Source organism: Pseudonocardia sp. ICBG1142, assembly GCF_020496255.1.
Classification (GTDB): domain Bacteria; phylum Actinomycetota; class Actinomycetes; order Mycobacteriales; family Pseudonocardiaceae; genus Pseudonocardia.
This window is the reverse complement of sequence record NZ_JAHLJC010000031.1, coordinates 269030-287259: the sequence shown is the minus strand read 5'-3', so window position 1 is coordinate 287259 and position 18230 is coordinate 269030. Positions and strand designations below refer to the sequence as shown.

15 protein-coding genes are annotated in these 18230 nt (G+C 72.8%); 4 read left to right on the top strand and 11 right to left on the bottom strand.

Annotation, left to right across the window (positions count from 1 at the left end; all coding sequences use genetic code 11):
* Window positions 1-74: 74 nt before the first annotated feature.
* The 8 genes from KPL59_RS25600 to KPL59_RS25565 all read right to left on the bottom strand — a co-directional run bounded on the left by KPL59_RS25600 (window position 75) and on the right by KPL59_RS25565 (window position 8846).
* Window positions 75-3530 carry a non-ribosomal peptide synthetase gene (locus KPL59_RS25600; RefSeq protein WP_226362287.1) on the bottom strand — a complete coding sequence of 1152 codons (3456 nt, stop codon included), beginning with the start codon at window positions 3528-3530 and terminating at the stop codon, window positions 75-77.
* A 35-nt stretch (window positions 3531-3565) separates the two neighbouring features.
* Entirely contained in the window at window positions 3566-3973 is a 408-nt protein-coding gene (panD, locus tag KPL59_RS25595; protein ID WP_043282205.1) for an aspartate 1-decarboxylase, read from the bottom strand.
* Window positions 3974-4042: 69 nt separating this feature from the next.
* The gene (locus KPL59_RS25590) at window positions 4043-4252 is read right to left on the bottom strand and encodes an MbtH family protein (protein WP_020627831.1); all 210 of its coding nucleotides are present in this window, start codon (window positions 4250-4252) and stop codon (window positions 4043-4045) included.
* 612 nt (window positions 4253-4864) lie between these two features.
* On the bottom strand, window positions 4865-5857 hold the full coding sequence (locus tag KPL59_RS25585) for an iron-siderophore ABC transporter substrate-binding protein (RefSeq protein ID WP_170918283.1): 993 nt from the start codon (window positions 5855-5857) through the stop codon (window positions 4865-4867).
* A gap of 717 nt (window positions 5858-6574) precedes the next feature.
* Entirely contained in the window at window positions 6575-6718 is a 144-nt protein-coding gene (locus KPL59_RS25580) for a hypothetical protein (protein WP_226359095.1), read from the bottom strand.
* Window positions 6719-6928: 210 nt separating this feature from the next.
* On the bottom strand, window positions 6929-7201 hold the full coding sequence (locus KPL59_RS37140; protein WP_308187950.1) for a DUF1918 domain-containing protein: 273 nt from the start codon (window positions 7199-7201) through the stop codon (window positions 6929-6931).
* A gap of 44 nt (window positions 7202-7245) precedes the next feature.
* The gene (locus KPL59_RS25570; RefSeq protein ID WP_226362286.1) at window positions 7246-7638 is read right to left on the bottom strand and encodes a hypothetical protein; all 393 of its coding nucleotides are present in this window, start codon (window positions 7636-7638) and stop codon (window positions 7246-7248) included.
* A 626-nt stretch (window positions 7639-8264) separates the two neighbouring features.
* A complete protein-coding gene (locus tag KPL59_RS25565) occupies window positions 8265-8846 on the bottom strand; it encodes a TetR/AcrR family transcriptional regulator (protein ID WP_060712267.1) in 582 nt (193 codons plus the stop codon).
* 97 nt (window positions 8847-8943) lie between these two features.
* Here KPL59_RS25565 and KPL59_RS25560 point away from each other — a divergent pair, with 97 nt between their 5' ends.
* Both KPL59_RS25560 and KPL59_RS25555 read left to right on the top strand, forming a co-directional pair.
* Window positions 8944-10446: an MFS transporter gene (locus KPL59_RS25560; protein ID WP_226362285.1), complete on the top strand. Its 1503-nt coding sequence runs from the start codon at window positions 8944-8946 to the stop codon at window positions 10444-10446.
* Window positions 10447-10607: 161 nt separating this feature from the next.
* Window positions 10608-11354 (top strand): Crp/Fnr family transcriptional regulator, encoded by a 747-nt coding sequence (locus KPL59_RS25555; RefSeq protein ID WP_226362284.1) that lies wholly within the window; start codon window positions 10608-10610, stop codon window positions 11352-11354.
* A 137-nt stretch (window positions 11355-11491) separates the two neighbouring features.
* Here the strand turns inward: KPL59_RS25555 and KPL59_RS25550 are convergent, their stop codons facing one another.
* Entirely contained in the window at window positions 11492-14449 is a 2958-nt protein-coding gene (locus KPL59_RS25550; protein ID WP_226362283.1) for a BTAD domain-containing putative transcriptional regulator, read from the bottom strand.
* A 194-nt stretch (window positions 14450-14643) separates the two neighbouring features.
* Between KPL59_RS25550 and KPL59_RS25545 the strand changes: the two genes are divergently transcribed.
* Complete coding sequence (locus tag KPL59_RS25545) at window positions 14644-14979, top strand: hydroxyisourate hydrolase (RefSeq protein ID WP_226362282.1); 336 nt, start codon at window positions 14644-14646, stop codon at window positions 14977-14979.
* Here the strand turns inward: KPL59_RS25545 and KPL59_RS25540 are convergent.
* Both KPL59_RS25540 and KPL59_RS25535 read right to left on the bottom strand, forming a co-directional pair.
* Window positions 14912-15166, bottom strand: a complete 255-nt coding sequence (locus KPL59_RS25540; RefSeq protein WP_226362817.1) for an acyl-CoA carboxylase epsilon subunit — start codon at window positions 15164-15166, stop codon at window positions 14912-14914. The two genes, KPL59_RS25545 and KPL59_RS25540, sit on opposite strands and share 68 nt — an antisense overlap.
* 20 nt (window positions 15167-15186) lie before the next feature.
* A complete protein-coding gene (locus KPL59_RS25535; RefSeq protein ID WP_374111667.1) occupies window positions 15187-16770 on the bottom strand; it encodes an acyl-CoA carboxylase subunit beta in 1584 nt (527 codons plus the stop codon).
* A gap of 201 nt (window positions 16771-16971) precedes the next feature.
* Here KPL59_RS25535 and KPL59_RS25530 point away from each other — a divergent pair, with 201 nt between their 5' ends.
* A complete protein-coding gene (locus KPL59_RS25530; protein ID WP_226362281.1) occupies window positions 16972-18213 on the top strand; it encodes an NAD(P)/FAD-dependent oxidoreductase in 1242 nt (413 codons plus the stop codon).
* The last annotated feature ends 17 nt before the right edge of the window (window positions 18214-18230 follow it).

Genomic DNA, 18230 nt, shown 5'->3' with positions numbered 1-18230 from the left:
GTTCGGGTGCGGTCGTTCGGGTGCCGCAGTTCGGGCGCGGCGCGGCGGCGGGGCTCAGCAGTGCGGAGGACCGCTCACCGGTCGGCCAGCGCCCGGTCGACCTCGTCCTCGGCGAGCGACTCGATCTCGTCGACGACCTCGGCGACGGCGTCGAGGCGTTCGGGCTCCTGCGCGCGCAGGGCCCGGCACAGCTCCCGCACCGTCGGGTGGGCGAAGACCGTGCGTGCGGAGACGGCGTCGGTGTCGAGCAGCTCCCGCAGCTGGGAGACGATCACCGTGACCAGGACCGAGTCCCCGCCGAGGGCGAACAGCGGGGTCTCGACGCCCACCGGGCCGTCGTGCTCGAGCACCTGCGCCCACACCCGAGTCACCACCCGCTCCAGGGCGGAGTCGGGCTCGACCCGGTCTCCGCCCTCGGCCACCCGCTCGGCGACGGCGGCCCGCACGGCCCGGCGGTCGATCTTGCCGTTCGCGGTCAGCGGCATCCGGTCCAGCGCGACGACCGCCCGCGGGACCATGTGCGGCGGCAGCGCGTCCGGGAGCGCGGCCGCGACGGTGTCGGGGTCGGCGGTGCCGTGCACGGCGACCGCGAGCACCGCGTCGCCGACGACGACGGCGACCGCGCGGGCGACCCCGTCGACGGCGGCGGTGGCGGCCTCGACCTCCCCCAGCTCGACCCGGAAACCGTTCAGCTTGACCTGGTCGTCGCGACGGCCGAGGAACTCGACGGTGCCGTCGGATCGGTAGCGGGCGAGGTCCCCGGTGCGGTACCAGCGGCGCCCGTCGAGCGTCAGGAAGCGGTCCGCGGTGCGGTCCGGGTCGCCGCGGTAGCCGTGCGCCACCCCGGCGCCGCCGATCCACAGTTCGCCGGGAACGTGGTCGGGTGCGTCGCGGCCGAGGTGGTCGACGACGCGCAGCGCGACCCCGTCGAGCGGGGTGCCGTAGGGAACGCACCGCCACTCCGGGTCGACGGCACCGGGGCCGTCGCCGACCTCGGTGACGGTGGAGTGGATCGCGGTCTCGGTCGTGCCGCCGAGCCCGGCGAAGCCGCAGCCGGGCACCCGTTCGCGCAGCCGGCACGGCAGATCGGTGCCCACCCGGTCGCCGCCGAGCAGGACCTGGCGCAGGGTGTCGCCGAGGTCGTGCCCGGTGGCCAGCAGCGCGTCGAGCAGCGCCGGCACGCAGTTGAGGATCGTGACGCCGTGCTCGCGGATCGCGCGTGCCCAGTGGTCGGGGTCGCGCTGGGCGCCCTCGGGCACGACGACGGCGGCACCGCCGGTGCCGAGCACCGCGAACAGGTCGAACACCGACAGGTCGAAGTCGAGTGCGGAGACCGTGAGCGTCCGGTCGCCGCTCCCGATCCGGTAGCGGCGGACGAGGTCGTCGAGGGTGGCGACGGCGGCGCGGTGCGGGACCTCGACTCCCTTGGGCTCGCCGGTGGAGCCGGAGGTGAACAGCAGGTAGGCGGCCTGCTCCGGGTCCGGGCCGGCCGCCTCGGGCAGCGGCGCGTGGGCCAGGAGCTCGGTGAGCGTCACCCGGTCCTCCCCCGGCTCGGCGGTGATCGCCCACCGGTGCCCGGACACCGCCCGGATCCGCTCGACCCTGGCGGGGGGCTGCTCCACGCCCAGCGGCACGTAGGTGCCGCCCGCGGCGAGCACCCCGAGCACCGCGACGACCTGCTCCGGTCCGCGCGGCAGCGTCACCGCGACCGGCTCGCCCGGCGCGACCCCGCGCTCGCGCAGCCCGGCCGCGACCCGCAGTGCCCGGTCGGCCAGCTCGGCGTGGCCCAGCACCCCGGAGTCGGCGACGACGGCGGGGGCGTCCCCGCGGGCGACGGCGCCGGCGAAGAAGTCGTGGTGCAGCGGTCGCGCCGGCGGCAGCTCGGCGGTGGTGTTGACGCGCTCGCGCACGGCGAGCTGGTCGGCGGGCAGCAGCGCCGGGACGGGTACGGACCAGGTCCGCTCCTCGCCCAGACCGCGCACGAGCCGGCTGAACGCGGCGAACATGGCCTCGCCGACGCCGTCGGGCAGCAGGTCGGCGCGGACGTCCCAGTTGACCACGATCTGCCCGCCGACCTCGGTGATCTGCGCGTCGAGCAGGACCTGCGGCCCCTGCGAGATCATCCACACCGGGTCGCCGAACAGCGCCCGCGCCTGCTCGTCGAACAGCTCGCCGAGGTTCAGCCCGCTGGTGAAGACCACCGGTGCGAGTACCTGCTCGCCCGCGCGGCGGCCGAGCTCGCGCAGCACCTCCACACCGGAGAAGGCGGCGTGCTCGGCGTCGGAGTGCAGCCGGTGCTGGACGGCCCGTGCCCGTTCCAGGAACGTCGCGGGCGTGGTCAGGTCGACCTCGAGCAGGACCGAGCCGGTGAAGTCACCGACGACCCGGTCGATCTCGGGGTGGACCGGGTCGCGGTCGAACAGCGGGACGTTCACCACGAACCGTGGCTGCGCGCTCCACGCGCCGACCACCTCGGCGTAGGCGGTGGCGATGACGGCGGCCGCGGTCAGACCGTGGCGGCGGCACGCGGCGAAGACCGCGTCCCGCTCGTCGCCGGCCAGGGTGAACGCGAGCCGCTGGGCGCGCGGCCGGCCGGTGCCGTGTTCCACCGCGGGCAGCTCGGGCGCCCCGGGCAGGTCGGCGGCCCGGGTCTCCCCGTAGGCACGGGCGGCGTCGGACACCGCCCGGCGTGCAGCCGGCCTGGCCTGCAGGTACTCCCGGTAGGTGACGCCGATCGGTTCGGTCTCGGGCGCGTCGAGGCGGTGGGCGTAGCAGTGGGCCAGGTCGGCGAGCAGCACCCGGAAGCTGACGGCGTCCGCGGCGACCATGTCGACGTCGACGTGCAGCCGGGCTCCGTCGGGCAGCAGGCTCACCGCGACCCGGAAGACCTCGCCCCGCTCGATCGCGAGCATCTCGTGCGACATCGCGTCCCGGGTCGCGGCCAGCCGCTGCTCGCGCTCGGTGTCGGACACCGCACGCAGGTCGTGCACGACGGGCGTGCCCTGGCCGTCGGCGGGCAGGATCTCCTGGCGGCCGTTGTCGGTGATGCGGGCGCGCAGCATGGGGTGCCGGTCGACGAGCCGGCGGACGGCCGCGGCCAGCCGGTCGGGGTCGAGACCGGGCCCGTCGAACTCCAGGTACAGGTGCGGGGCCACCCCGCCCAGGGGCTGGGCCGGGTCGCGGCCGGCCCAGTACGCGTGCTGGAGCAGGGCCAGCCCGAACTCGGCGGACTCGTCGGTCGCGGCGGGCTGCCCCGCGTCGGTGGGCTGCTCGTCGGTGCCGTCCGTCGCCGGGGCGGCGTCGGGACGGCGGGCCAGGAGCGCGGCCCACGCCGCGACGGTCGGGCGGGCGGCGAGGTCGCCGAACCCCACGTCGAGCCCCTCGTCGCGCCAGCGCGAGACCAGGCGCATGAGCGCGATGGACTGCAGGCCGAGCTCGAACAGGTCGTCGTCGTCGCCGACGTCCGCGGGCTCCTCGTCGACCAGGTCGGCGATCAGCTCACGGAGCTCGTCGGTGGACACGGGGCTCATCGGGGTGGTTCCTCCTGCGCGGTGGTTGCGGACGCTCAGCGACCGGCGAACTGGTCGAGGGCTCCGGGCACCGGAGCGGCGGGGTCGGTGTCGAGCTCGACGATCCGGTTGTGGGCGTCGACGTGGACGACCCGCGGCACGTGGTCGGCGACAGCGGACTGCGGGACCTGCTGGTAGGCGACGATGATCGTGAGGTCGCCGGGGTGCACGAGGTGTGCCGCGGCCCCGTTGACACCGATCACGCCGGTACCGCGCTCACCGGTGATGACGTAGGTCTCGAGGCGGTTGCCGTTGTCGATGTCGAGGACCTGGACCTTCTCGCCCTCGACCAGCCCGGCCGCGTCCATGAGGTCCTCGTCGACGGTGAGCGAACCGACGTAGTGCAGGTCGGCCTGGGTGACCGTGGCGCGGTGGATCTTGCCGCTGAGCAGCGTGCGGTACACCTGCGGGACGACATCGGCGACGCCGGACATGGGGGTTCCTTCCGTTTCGGGGGTGAGGGGTGGAGCGGGTCAGCCGGTGCGGTCGGCCAAGCTGCGCGGTCGCAGGTCGGTCCAGTGCTGCTCGACGTGCGCGAGGCAGGACGCGCGGTCGGCCGGACCGTGCGCGACCTGCCAACCCGCGGGGACGGCGGCGAACCCGGGCCACAGGGAGTACTGACCCTCGTCATTGACCAGGGCGTAGAACGTCCCGGTCTCGTCGTCGAACGGGTTGACGGACATGGCTGTCTCCTCTGTCGTCGGTCGGGTCGGATCAGCGCGCGGCGCGACCGGCGGGACACGGACCGGACCGCTCGGTGCCGGCGGACACCGCCCGCTCGAGCTGGTCGTGGCCGTCGCGGGTCGACGGTCGGGGGCTGCTGGTATCACGGAGAGCGACCGGGCTCCCGAGGCTCGCGCTCCCCGTCGTGGTGTCCTCGGTGAGGCTGCCGTGGTGCCGCCCGACCTCGTCCCGACACTCGGCGACGCAGCCGGTCGTCCGACCGCCACCGCTTCGCACCCTCGCGGGGTCGGCCATCACTGTCCCTTGCACATGGTCGGCTGCACTTCTCTAAGGCGAGCCTAACTTCATCACATCGATCAACATCCCGCCTAGAGAGTGACATCACGCAGAACTCCCACACCGCCCGAAACGCCAGGTCGGAGTAGCGTGAGGAGGCCAGCGTCACTCGTTTGACTGATCTCGTCGCGCGTTGGCGTTACTGCGTCCTGGTGTGACGCCCCGGGCCTCCTCGGCCCGTTCGACGGAGGCCCCGGCCCCGGGGATCAACCCTCCGCACACGACTGCGGCCGGCACCGGGGATGCCGGAGCCGGCCGCAGTGGAGGACGAGGGACTACTTGGACACGGCGTCCGACAGACGCGGGGCGATCCGGTCGACGATCCATGGGATCGACAGCGGGGACGGGTTGCGCAGCCCGATGAACTCGTCGTAGTCGTAGGTCACGACCGCGCCGCGCTGCACCACCGGCAGCCGCTCGTACAGCGGGTTCTGCTGGAGGGTCCTGAGTGCCTCCGCGTCACCGCCGTCGAACAGGACGAGGGCGTCCGCGTCGAGCGAGGCGATCTGCTCGGAGGAGAGCTGCACCCCGAACGACTCCCCCTTCGGCAGCGCGAGGATCTGCGGCGACAGCGAGAGCCCCAGCGCCGCGGGCACCGAGTTCATCGCGTCGTCCGGGTCACGCAGGGCGGTCACCGCACCGGGCTGCACGAAGCCGAAGGTGTAGGTGGCACCCTGCAGCGCCGGGTGCGCGGCCCGCGTCTCGTCGAGCTTCGTCTGCACCTGGCCGATGACCCGCTCGGCGTCGGCCGGCCGGCCGAGCGCCGTCGCGAGCTGCGTCGTCATCTCCTGCCAGGTGTCCTGGGCCGGGCCCTTCTGGTAGCCGATCGTCGGCGCGATCGCACTGAGCTGCTGGTAGGACTTCTGCAGCGCGAAGTAGCCAGGGGCGAAGATCAGGTCCGGCTTCAGGGCGGCGACCTGCTCGATGTTCACCTCGGTGGCCTCGCCGGTCACGGGGAGCACCTCGACGTCCTTGGCCCCCGGGGCCTGCGACGTCCACGGGGAGAGACCGGACTCGCTGCCGCTGGAGGACGCTCCGACGACGGGCGCCTGCAGCGCCAGTGCGACGTCGAACCCGGTGGGCCCGAGCGCCACGATCCGTGAGACACCGGGCGGCACGGTCGTGGTGCCCAGTGCGTGGGTGACCGTGACCGAGCCCTGGGCGGTGTCGGGGGCACCGGAGGACTCACTGCCGCAGGCGACGGTTCCGAACAGCAGCGCGCCGCACACGGCGGCACCGAGGAGTCCTCGGCGACTTAACTTAGGCATACCTCGTAAGTTACGCAGGAGGTACTCGTCCGCGGAAGATCGGTCGCGGTATCGGTGCGGCACCGCACAGTCACGATGGTCCGATGAGGACCGACGCGCATGAGCAGGGGCCCCGGGCCGTGACGGCCCGGGGCCCCTGCTCATGCGGTCGGAGGCGAGCGTTGGTCGGGGCGCACTCTTCGGCGCCCGGCGTCGTGCCGCGTTGGTCGCGTTCCCGGTCCGGCGCCTCCCGGGCCGGCGCGGTCGGGCGTGTCCTCGCGGTCGGTGGCGGTGTCGGTGCGAGGACGCCGGATCGTGCGACGGCGGGCGGTCCGAAGCCGGGCTTCGGGCCACGGACCGGACGCGGCGACGATGGCGAAGAACGCGGCGTCGGTGTCGGGCCCGGTCTCGACGTGGGCGGTGACCCCGCAGTCGGGTGAGGTACGGCCGTCGAGCGGCATCTCGACGACGGGGGCCGTGTCGGCTCGGGCCGGAACACCCGAGGGCGCTACACACGGGGCGTCCAGCATCGTCATCACCTCACGAGGGTCGAGGAGCGGAGTCGCCCCGGTCGGAGCACCGCGGACGGTGCCCGACCCGTGGGCGACTCCACCGTGCGGTTCGAGTGATGGTCGGTCGATGATCAGAAGTCTCGAGGTGGCTGCCACCCCCTTCCGAACCTGTCGTCGTGGCCGTTCCGTGGCCGTTCGGTGGCCGTGACCTCGGCGGACCGCCGCGTCAGGGAGGACCGGACCAGGAGCTGTCGTCCGCGATCGTCGACCCGATCGCGACGTGCGTCGGCCAACCCGGGGCCGCCGGGACGAACGGTCTGGCGTCCGGGTCGAGGAACCGGTCCAGCGCACGGAACGGATTGGTACGCATCACCAGGTTCTCACCTCCCTTTCCGACCTTTTCCACGCACACCGGGAAACGGGGCACGGCACGGACGACGTCACCATATCTGTCGCCCGGACTCACTTCGGCCTACCATTCCCGGCCTGCTCGGAGGAACCGTCGCTCACACTCGGACGGTTGTCGTGCGGTGTCCGATCTCTCGGACACCTCCACTAATAAGACACTCCACGGCGGTTGTCAAGGACGCGGATCCGATACCGGAGAACCGTCGTCGCGAACCGGTTCCACCCACTCGACGTCGCCCTCCCCGATCACGGTTTCCTCCGGGTCGGGCTCGGGCGCGACGAGCCGCACCCGGGCGTCGGCGCCGGGACTGTAGAGCGACTCCGCCCCATCGGCCCACCGGACCCGGTACGGCGGCTCCCCGTTCTGTCCCAGCACGCCGAGCACCTCACCGAGTCGGGCGGTTCGCCCCAGCGTGGCGGACTCGACGACGATGTGGTCGCCCACGACTGCCTGCATCGTTCTCCACCTTCCTCCTTCTCCTGCGGTGCTCACCCTCGGGACCGGGGGCTCGGTGACGCGACGCCCCGGCACGGGCGCGGTGACCGGCCCCCGTCGCGATGGTCCGGGGCCGTGACCAGCGTGTCCAGTGCAGCCGACAGATCGGGGAACTGCCCGATCCGCTCCAGCACGGCGTGGGCCCGCACCCCGGCCCGTGCCGCGAGGTGCCCCGCACCGACGAGGTGGAAACCCACCCCGCGGCGCGCGGTCGCGTAGGTGGCGTGGCGCAGAGCGGACAGCCCCGGCGAGGTCGCAGCCGCGACCCCGGCCAGGTCGGCCAGGATGTGCCCGGCCCGCACACGGGCGTCGTCGAGCAGGGCGAGGCGGGCGTCGACCTGGCGCAGGATCCGCGCACCCGCTGTGGTGTCCAGGAAGCCCCACACCCGGATCCGATACACATCCGGATGCGGGGAGTCCACTCTGATCCGATCAACTCCCATCACAGAAGCCCTCCTTCTCGCACCCCTGTTCCGGCGATGTCCGCGCGGCACCCCGGTCCTCGCGGAACCGATCGCGCGGCGCTGTCACATCGCGTTCTCGACACAGACGAACCGATTCCGACGACGGCCCTATTCCTGGCGACGCACCATGGGGGGTCGATATCGAGGGGAACAGAGAGACTTATTCAGGGTGATCATGAAGTGCGGTGTTTCTCCAGGTCGGGACCGCAGCGAGGTAGCCCGCCAGGCGGCCCTGAATAAGCCTCAGAGGATCGCGCCGACCATCTGCCGGGAACCGGAATCCGCGCACCGCACGCGGCCCTGTTCCTCGACACGGTCGGCGGACGACGGCTCGACGCGCGATCACGTGGCCCACCGGATCCCGTCGAGCCGCGCCGGGAGGGCGGACACCCGCACCGGAGGGACCGAGCACGGAGCCGGACCCGGAGCTGCGACGGTCGTGGGTCATGACGAGCGGACTACCCGGCTGCGCCGAGGGCATGCCGGCGGAGAGACCTCTGCTGCCCGGAGCGGACGACCCGGCCGACACCCCGGTCGGCGGTCCGACGTCAGCGGAGCGAGCAGAGCAGGCCGTGGAACGCGGTCCAGACGGCCTCGCTGTCCACCGTCCCCCGCGCCTCGGCCAGCCACAGGGCAGCCTCGTTCATCGCACCGGACAACAGCCTGGTCAGCGGCTCGACCGGCTGCGCCGCGATCACCCCGTCGTCGACGAGCTGCTGCAGCGACTCCGCCAGATGCCGCGCGGAGGTCTGCTCGTCCAGCCGCCGCCACTCCGCCCACCCCAGGACCGCGGGCCCGTCGATCAGCATGATCCGGGACAGCTCGGGGTCGTTCGACACCGACAGGAACGCCCGGCACCCTTCGACGAAGGAGACCCAGGAGTCCGCGTCGTCGGACACCGATGTGGCCACCCGGTCGGCGACCTCCGACTGGACCTGCGCGAGGACCTCGCGGAACAGGCCGATCTTGCCGTCGAAGCTGTGGTAGAGGGCCCCCTTGGTGACACCGGCGGCGGCCACGATCTCGGCCAGCCCGACCGCGCCGTAGCCACGCTGGGCGAACAACGTCCGCGCCTCCTGGATCAGCGCCTGGCGCGTCTGCTCCCGCTGCCGGACCCGCACTCCGGTCATCGACCCTCCCCGATTTCATGTACCGACGGTATGTGAACGTGCTACGGTCCCCTTGTACGTACCGATGGTACGCCAACTTCGACCAAGGAGTCCCGTCATGACCACCGTCGCGCCTCGCGAGCAGCGCGCCGGTACCCGCGAATGGCTCGGCCTCGCGGTACTGGCACTTCCCACCCTCCTCGTCTCGATGGACGTCAGCGTCCTGCACCTGGCCGGTCCCGCGATCACCCTGGATCTCGGCGCCACCGCACAGCAGATGCTGTGGATCATCGACATCTACGGCTTCATGATCGCGGGCCTGCTGGTCACGATGGGCAGCCTCGGCGACCGCATCGGGCGGCGGAAGCTGCTCCTGATCGGCGCGGCCGCCTTCGGCGTCGCGTCGATCGTGGCCGCACTGGCGACCAGCCCGGAGGCTCTCCTGGTCAGCCGGGCCGCTCTGGGGATCGCCGGCGCGACCCTGATGCCCTCGACCCTGTCACTGATCAGCGCGATGTTCGGCGACCCGCGCCAGCGCGGCATGGCGATCGGGCTGTGGGTCACCATGTTCTCGGTCGGGATCGCGCTCGGTCCGGTGATCGGCGGCGCGCTGCTGCAGGTCTTCTGGTGGGGCTCGGTCTTCCTGATCGCGGTGCCGGTCATGGCGCTGCTGCTCGTCGCCGGACCGCTCCTGCTGCCGGAGTACCGCGCCGACCAGGCCGACCCGATCGATCTGGCGAGCGTCGCCCTGTCCCTCGGCGCGATCATGCCCGTCGTCTACGGCCTCAAGGAGCTCGCGGTGGGAGGCAACGCCGGCATCGCCGCGATGGCGATCGTCGCCGGTCTGACACTCGGCGTCGTCTTCGCCCGCCGGCAGCGGCGCCTGACGACCCCGCTGATCGACCTCACCCTGTTCCGGAGCCGGGCCTTCAGCACCGCCGCCGTGGCCATGCTGCTGGCGATGTTCGTCGCCGGCGGCACCTACCTCTACGTGACCCAGTACCTGCAGCTGGCACAGGGGCAGTCCCCCATGGCGGCCGGCCTCTGGCTGCTGCCCGCGGCGCTCGGGCTGATCGTGACCTCGATGGCCGCTCCGGCCCTGGCCGGACGCTTCGCGCCGGCCCACATCGTCGCCGGCGGTCTCCTGATCTCCATCGTCGGACACCTGATGCTCGCAACGGTCGGCCCGGAGACCGGACTGTGGGTGGCGGTGGTCGGATTCAGCCTGACCTACGCCGGTGGCGGCCCGCTGATCGCCCTGGGCACCGACCTGATCGTCGGCTCCTCCCCGCCGGAGAAGGCGGGCTCGGCGGCCGCCGTCTCCGAGACCGCGACCGAGCTGGGCATGGCACTGGGCGTCGCGGTGCTCGGCGCGCTCGGCACGTTCATCTACCGCACTCAGCTCGTGGGATCCCCTGTCGGAGGAGAGGCGGGAGGTGCCGACACCTTCGCCGGCACCGTGGAGGCTGCCGGCCGGCTCCCCGGCACGGAGGCCGGAGAGCTGGTCGCAGCGGGCACCCAGGCGTTCACCTCGTCGCTGTCGACGATCGGCCTGGTCAGTGCGGTGCTGTCCGCCGTGATGGCGGTGGCGATCGTGCTGGGTCTGCGCACCAGGAGCTGACCGGCTCGGCGCGGTGATCGGGCGACCCGCACCGATCACCGCTGCCGCCGCCGTATCGGACATACAGCTCGATAGGGCCCTGATAGCCCACACACCTACGGTCGGACGTACCGAACTCACCGCCCAGACCGGGCAGGAGTCCGATACGCCGTGGAGGCGCTGTGGGGGAGCTCGCGCACAGGGTGGTGGGTCAGGCGGAACCGTTGCCGGCCCGCCGCCCCGGGAACATCGGGACGTCGAGCCGGACGGAGTTCCCGGACCTGCTCGGCGAGCTTGTCCGGAGAGGACAGCTGTCCTACACCCGGACGTCGTTCGCCGAGGGGAGCACCGTGTACCGCGGACAGCACCCCGACGAGTCGATCTACCTCGTCCTCACCGGACGGGTGAAGACCATCGTGCACTCCCGGTCGGGGAAGATGTGCCTGCTCCGCATCTACGGTGCCGGGGAGGTCGTCGGGGAGCTCGCACTCCTCGACGGCGCACGCACCGAGACGGCCGTGGCGATGGACCCGGTCGACATGCTGAGGTTCTCCGCCGAGGCGCTCTTCCGGGCTCTCGACGGCCGGGTACTGCACCGGCATCTCATCCAGCACCTGGCGGGCCGGCTCGCCGAACAGCAGACCTCGATCAGCCATCTCGTCACCGACGACAGCGAGCACCGCCTGGGTGTGACCCTGCTCGACCTGGCCCACCGACTGGGCCGCGCGGGGCCGACCGGGGTGACCATCCACGACCGCATCACGCAGGAGGAGCTGGCGCACATCGTCGGCACGACCCGGTCCCGGGTCGGGTACTTCCTGCGCCGGTTCGAGGAGGCGGGGGCCGTCGAGTTCCGGACCGGCCGCGTGCTGCGGGTCCGTCCGGCGGCACTGCGCTTCTACCTCGACGCCCGAGCCGACGCCGGCTGACCGTCACAGACCGCCGGGAACGGTCCACCACCACCACGAAGGAGCCGACCGGTCATGACGCACACACCCACCAGATCCACCACCTCCCCACGGCGACCGCGCAACACGGTCTGGGACTGATGAGGACGCCCCCGAGGTCAGGCCGGCGGTCGCGTACGCCCCGCGGCTCCTCCCGGGGCGTCACCACGGGCCACGGCCAGGGCGGCGCGGCACTGGTCCTCGAGCAGTGTCAGGCCCGCCCCCTCGATCACGTCCAGTGCCTGGACCGCAGCAGCGGCCGCTGCGGCACGGTCGCCGAGGCCGAGGTCGAGGCGACCGATGGCGAGCAGCGCGTGGGCCCGCATCCGCTTCTCGCCCAGGCTCTCGGCGAGGACGGCGGCCTGTTCGAACGACCGGCGCGCCGCGACCGGGTCTCCCCGCAGCTCCAGCGCCTCACCGAGTCCGACCATCCCGTGCAACGCGGCCGACCGGTCGTCGACCGCGCGGGCGAAGGTGAGCACCCGGTCGAACAACGCCTCGGCGGTCTCGCCCTCGCCGCGGCGGAGATGGACGAGCCCGCGCCGGTGGGTGATCTGCGCGGCGAGCCTGCGGTTGGGCAGGTCCTCCACCGCACGTGCGGCGTCCTCGATGACCGCCAGCGCCTCGTCGACCCGGCCGGTGTCCATCGCGAGCTGGGCCAGGTTGGCCAACACGTGTGCCGCCCCGGACCGGTCACCGTGCGACCGCAGCACCACCAGGGCGGCCCGGGACCGCTGGCACGACCGGTCGAAGTCCCCGGTGAGCCGATCGAGGATGGCGAGGTTGCGGTCCACGAGAGCCCGGCCGTACTCGTCGGCGAGGTCGGTGAACAGCTCGGCGGCCCGGTCGAGGTCGACCCGCGCCCGTCCGTAGCGCTGCTCGAACAGCTCGAGGGACCCGAGCGAGTAGCGGACGGCCGCCTCGCCGCGGTGGTCCCCCGCCCGGACCACCGCGCTGAGCGCGGTGAGGTGGGTCGAGCGCCACTCGTCGTAGAAGCCGTACGCCTCGAACAGCACCACCGCCGTGACGGCCAGGGACCAGCACTCGGTGTGCAGCCCGAGCGCCGATGCCTGGGAGACGGTGGCGACCAGGGCAGCGCGTTCACGCCGCAACCAGGCGAGCGGCTCGACCGGCAGTCGGTCGGCGGCGCGGCGGTCCGCCCCCGGCCGCGGCCCGTCGCCCGGCAGCCCATCGCTCCGCAGCAGCAGATCCCCGCCGTACTCGTGGACATGGGTCTGCTCGACCAGCCGCAGGAACGCCCGCACGACCCGGGTGATGGCCTCGACCCGACCGGACGGCGTCTCCTCGACCATCGCGCGTTCGCGGGCGAACAACCGGACCAGCTCGTGCAGCCGGAACTGACCGGACAGGGGATCGTCCGAGCCGACCTCGACGATCTCGAGCAGGTGCAGCTCCACGAGCTCGTCGAGATGCCTCTCCGCCGTACGTCCGTCGCAGCTCAGGAGCACCGCGCACACCCACCCGCCGGTGCGGGGGGTGTCGAGCAGCGCCAGCAGCCGCAGCAGTCGGCGGGCCTCGGGGGCCAGCGACTCGTAGGTCAGGAGCAGACTCCCCCGCACCGCCATGTCCCCGTGCTGGAGTTCGTCCAGCTGCATGGAGTCGTCGGCCAGGCGCGAGCACATGGCGCGCAACGTCCAGTGCGGACGGGCGGCGAGCCGGGCCGCCGCGATCCGCACCGCGAGCGGCAGGTGCCCGCAGAACCGTGCGAGGGTGCGGGCGGCCTCGGGATCGGCCCCGATGCGTTCACACCCGAGGATGCGTTCCAGCAGCGCCATCGACTCGGCAGGGGCGAACGCTCCGACCTCGAAGCGGGTGGCGCCCGGGAGGGCGGTCAGTCGCCGCCTGCTCGTGACGATCAGCGCGCTCCCCGGGCCCGGGGGGACCAGAGGGAGCAGCTGCGACTCCACGGTCGCGTCGTCGACGACGATCAGGACCGACCGCCCGGCGATGCGTTCGTGGAACGCCGCGTGCCGTTCGTCCGACGACTCGGGGATGAGCTGGGGCGGAGTCCCCAGAGCCCGCAGGAAGCGCTCGAGCGCCCGGTCCGTACCGGCCGGGTCGCTGCCGATCGAGGCGTAGAAGCAGCCGTCGGGGAACCTGTCGGCCGTGCGGTGCGCCAGGTGCAGCGCGAGTGCCGACTTGCCGACCCCGCCGTGCCCGGACAGGACGAGCACCGCGGCGGCGCTGCGGCCCCGGGTGCTCGAGCGGATCACACCGAGCATGCGACGGACCGCGGCCTCGCGGCCCGTGAAGTCACCGACGCCCGCCGGGAGCATCGCGGGAGCCGACGCGGCCGGCGACGGGCCCTGCAGCAACGAGGAGTCGCCGCGCAGGATCGCGGCCTCCAGCGAGCGCAGCGGCTCGGCGGGTTCGATGCCGAGCTCGGCGATCGACACGTCACGGGCACGCCGGTACTCCCGCAGCGCGTCGGCCTGCCGGCCGGCTCCGAACAACGCCAGCATGAGCTGGCTGCGCATCTGCTCGCGCAGCGGGTAGTCGAGGATCTCGCGGCTGAGCAGCGGTACCAGCTCCGAGTGCCTGCCGTTCGCCAGCATCAGCGCGGCCAGCTCCTCGATCACGACGGCGCGGCTCTCCTCCAGCACCACGGCCCTGTCGCGGACGGCGGGACTGGTGATCTCCGGGAGGACGACGGGCCCCCGCCACAGGGCGAGGGAACCGCGCAGGACGGTGACCGCCTCACTGGATCTGCCGGCCCGTACGAGCTCGCGGGCGCGGTCGACGGCGCGCTCGAACTCCAGCCGGTCCAGCTCGGCCGCGCCGGGTTCGAGGGCGTACCCGGCGCGTCGGGTCACGATCCGGGCCACGGCGGTCCCCAGCCGCTGCCGCAGGTGCGAGACGCAGATCTGGATCTGGCTCCGGGCCGTTGCCGGCGGAGCGTCCGGCCACACCGCGTCGATCAGCCGTTCGGTCGAGACCGTCGCGGGACAGTCGAGCAGCAGACAGGCGAGGACGATCTGCAGCCGAGGCCCTCCCGGGTCCACGGCCTGACCCGTCATGCGCTGGACGTCCAGCACGCCGAGAACCCGCAGTCGCACGGACGCCCCCCATGGCCACTGCCGCGATACGCCGTGAAAGCATTACCGACAGTAGAGATGCTGTTCGAAGAAGTCCACGAACGAGTGGCACACAGCGGACGAAACGGGGATTACGCATCGTCCGTTCAGCCGAGCGTCGTCCTCGTGGACCGCCGAACGGCGGTATCGGACCGGCCTGATGGCGGTGCGTCCCGATGACACTGACGCTCCGGGTGTACGACCTGTTGCACGGCCGCCCGGCGGCGGAGGTCCAGGCCCGGGTGGAGTACGAGGTGGACGGCTGCTGGGAGCTCGCCCGCGTCGCGCTGACCGACGGCACGGGACTGCTGACCGAGACGGGGCCCGACCGCCATCGGCTGCCGGTCCGCATCGTGATCGACGCCCGCCGGTACTTCGCCGCGCAGGGCGTCGCCGTCACCACCGACGAGATCACGGTCGACGCCGGGACCGCCGGCCCCGGGGTCAGCCGGGACGTCGTACTGCAGATCGCCCCGCACGGCTACGCGGTCTGGACCGGCCACTCCGGGTGAGCGGCGGCCGACCGGCCGCCGCCCGGGCTGCGCAGGGCGGTCGCCCCGGCCCTCGACGCCGGGGGCGCCGAGACCGTCGCGGGACCGCCTGACACGACGTGCGCCGGACCGTCCCGGCCGCCGCCGCGAGCACGGCGATCAACGCGGCCAGCTCGTCGTCGGTGGGTGCGCCGCGCAGTACCCGCACGTCCGGCGCCGCCTGCGCACTCACTGGGGCGGGTTCCCGTGCCGCGCCGCGTCGCCGACGTGCTTGTCGCTCAGCATGTCCAGCGTCCGGTGGATCAGCCTCCGGGTGTCGCGGGGGTCGATGACGTCGTCGACCAGGCCTCGCTCGGCCGCGTAGTAGGGGTGCACGAGCTCCTGCCGGTACTGCGCCGTGCGTCGGGCGCGGACGCCCTCCGGGTCCTCGGCCTGGTCGATCTCCCGGCGGAAGATGACGTTGGCCGCCCCGTCGGGGCCCATGACGGCCACCTCGTTGCTCGGCCACGCGAAGGACACGTCGCACCCGATGGAGCGGGAGTCCATCACGATGTAGGCGCCGCCGTAGGCCTTGCGGAGGATGACCTGGATCCGGGGCACCGTCGCGGCGCAGTAGGCGTAGAGGAGCTTCGCGCCGTGCCGGATGATCCCCCCGTGTTCCTGGCGGGTGCCGGGCATGAAGCCGGGCACGTCGACGAGGGTGACCAGCGGGATGTTGAAGACGTCGCAGGTCCGGACGAACCGGGCCGCCTTCTCCGACGCCGGGATGTCCAGCGCCCCGGCCTGGGCGAGCGGCTGGTTCGCGACGATGCCCACCACCCGCCCGCCGATCCGCGCGAGGGTGCACAGCACGTTGGGTGCCCAGAGCTCGTGGAGCTCCATGTGCTCCCCGTCGTCGACGATGTCCTCGACGACCTCCCGCATGTCGTAGAGCTTCGACGGGTCCGCGGGAACCAGGTCCAGGAGTCGTTCGCAGGTCCGCTCGGGCGGGTCCTCCACCCGCGTCGCGGGCGGTGACTCGTCGCCGTGGGCGGGTAGCAGGGCGATCAGGTGGCGGACGTCGAGCAGGCAGGTCGCCTCGTCGTCGTGCACGAAGGTCGCGACGCCGTTCGTCGCGTGCACGTCGGCACCGCCCAGGGCATCGTGCCCGATCTGCTCACCGGTCACCGCGGCCACCACGTCGGGTCCGGTCACGAACATCTGGGCCACGTCGCGGACCATGAACACGAAGTCGGTCAGCGCCGGGGAGTAGGCGGCCCCGCCCGCGCACGGCCCCAGCATCACGCTGATCTGGGGGATGACCCCCGAGGCGGCCACGTTCCGCCGGAAGATGCCGCCGTAGCCCGCGAGCGCCGTCACCCCCTCCTGGATGCGCGCGCCGGCCCCGTCGTTCAGCGACACGAGCGGGGCGCCGGCGGACAGCGCCAGATCCATCACCTTGTGGATCTTCTCGGCGTGCGCCTCACCGAGCGAGCCCCCGAAGATCCGGAAGTCGTGCGCGTAGGCGAAGACCGTCCGGCCGTGCACCGTGCCCCAGCCCGCGACGACGCCGTCGGTCTCGGGCCGCCTGCGGTCCATCCCGAACGCGGTCGCCCGGTGCCGCCGCATCGGCTCCACCTCGACGAACGACCCCTCGTCGAACAGCAGGTCGAGCCGCTCGCGCACCGTCAGCTTGCGCCGTGCGTGCTGCCGGGCGGTGGCCTCGGCCTCCCCCTCCACGACGGCGGCCCGGCGGCGGTGCAGGTCCTCGACCAGCCCACGAAGCGTAGGTGGTGCCGCCTGGTCGGACGGACGGTTCTCCACGGCGGTCACGGGCCGCTCCTCCCTGTTCCACGGTTCGCGACACCGACGCTAGGACGCGACCGACCACTCCCCTGCGCAGTTCTGAGCACTCCCCCGGCGGCTCGTCCCGACGCGCACTTCTGAGCGGTCGCCCCGGCGCGGCGTGCGTACCAAGGGCACCGGACACCGTCGGGCACCTCGCCCGACACCCGACCGACAAGGAGCACCAGCATGTACGACGCGATCATCGTGGGAGCCCGGTGCGGGGGAGCCCCGCTGGCCATGCTGTTGGCCCGGCGCGGCCACCGCGTGCTCGTCCTCGACCGCTCCGCGCTGCCGTCGGACACCGTCTCGACCCACTACCTCCACCAGGCCGGGCTCGCCCGGCTCCAGGCATGGGACCTGTTGGACGAGGTCGTCGCGGCCGGCACACCCGCGTCCCGGTCGATGCACTACGCGCACCGTGACGTGACGATGATCGGTTTCGCCGACCCCGTCGACGGCATCGACGCGGTCTACTGCCCGCGTCGGGTGGTGCTCGACGAGATCCTCGTCAACGCGGCACGCCGCGCCGGTGCGGAGGTCGTCGACGGCTTCGCGGTGACCGACGTGATCTGGGACGACGGGCGGGTCGTCGGGGTCCGGGGGCGCTCGGGCTCCGGTACCGACCAGGAGTTCCGCGGAGCGCTCGTCGTCGGGGCGGACGGGGCCCATTCGACGATCGCGAAGCGCGTCGGTGCGGAGACCTACAACGTCCGTCCGGCCGCGGGGTTCACCTACTACTCCTACTTCGAGGGTCTCGACGACTGGGGCATGCACCACCGGACCGGGCACCACGGGACGTGGGCCGGGACGTGGCCCACGAACGGTGGCCAGCTCGTCGCCGTGATCGGGCGCAAGGATCTGCTGCGCGAGTTCCGTCAGGACGTGCCCCGTCACTTCCAGGCCGTGCTGGACGACGTGGCCCCCGAGCTCGGCGAGCAGATGCGTGACCGCGGCCGGACGCTCGAGCCCTTCGTCCCGATGCGGTACCCGGACAACTTCTACCGTCAGGCAGCCGGTCCCGGCTGGGCCCTGGTGGGCGACGCGGGCTACCACAAGGACCCGCTGACCGGCTGGGGCATTACCGATGCGTTCCTGCAGGCCGAGATGCTCGCCGACGCGGTCACCCGGTCCGCGTCCGGCGAGACCGACCCCTCCGCGGCGCTGGCCGAGTACGGCAAGCGCCGTGACGAGGACACCGCGGTGCTCTACGACTACACCACGACCGTCGCCGAGCTCGACGAGCTGCCGCCCTTCTTCCAGGCGGTCCTGGAGGCCGCCGGATCCACCGAGCGGTGGACGACCGCGATGCTCGGCTGGATCGCCGGCGGGGTCCCCGACCACGAGATCTTCTCCCCCGAGGGGCTCCAGGCCCTCTACGACGACGCCGGCCTCCCCGAGGAGCGGCGCGTCTACGACCCCACGGCCTGACCGTCACCCGCCCGCCG

What these genes read in the sequence shown, in the direction of transcription:
- KPL59_RS25530 (WP_226362281.1), top strand. Translation starts at nt 16,972, where the DNA reads ATGTACGACGCGATCATCGTGGGAGCCCGGTGCGGGGGAGCCCCGCTG.
- KPL59_RS25590 (WP_020627831.1), bottom strand. Translation starts at nt 4,252, where the DNA reads ATGTCCGTCAACCCGTTCGACGACGAGACCGGGACGTTCTACGCCCTG.
- KPL59_RS25580 (WP_226359095.1), bottom strand. Translation starts at nt 6,718, where the DNA reads ATGCGTACCAATCCGTTCCGTGCGCTGGACCGGTTCCTCGACCCGGAC.
- KPL59_RS25565 (WP_060712267.1), bottom strand. Translation starts at nt 8,846, where the DNA reads ATGACCGGAGTGCGGGTCCGGCAGCGGGAGCAGACGCGCCAGGCGCTG.
- KPL59_RS25585 (WP_170918283.1), bottom strand. Translation starts at nt 5,857, where the DNA reads ATGCCTAAGTTAAGTCGCCGAGGACTCCTCGGTGCCGCCGTGTGCGGC.
- KPL59_RS25600 (WP_226362287.1), bottom strand. Translation starts at nt 3,530, where the DNA reads ATGAGCCCCGTGTCCACCGACGAGCTCCGTGAGCTGATCGCCGACCTG.
- KPL59_RS25560 (WP_226362285.1), top strand. Translation starts at nt 8,944, where the DNA reads ATGACCACCGTCGCGCCTCGCGAGCAGCGCGCCGGTACCCGCGAATGG.
- KPL59_RS25545 (WP_226362282.1), top strand. Translation starts at nt 14,644, where the DNA reads ATGACACTGACGCTCCGGGTGTACGACCTGTTGCACGGCCGCCCGGCG.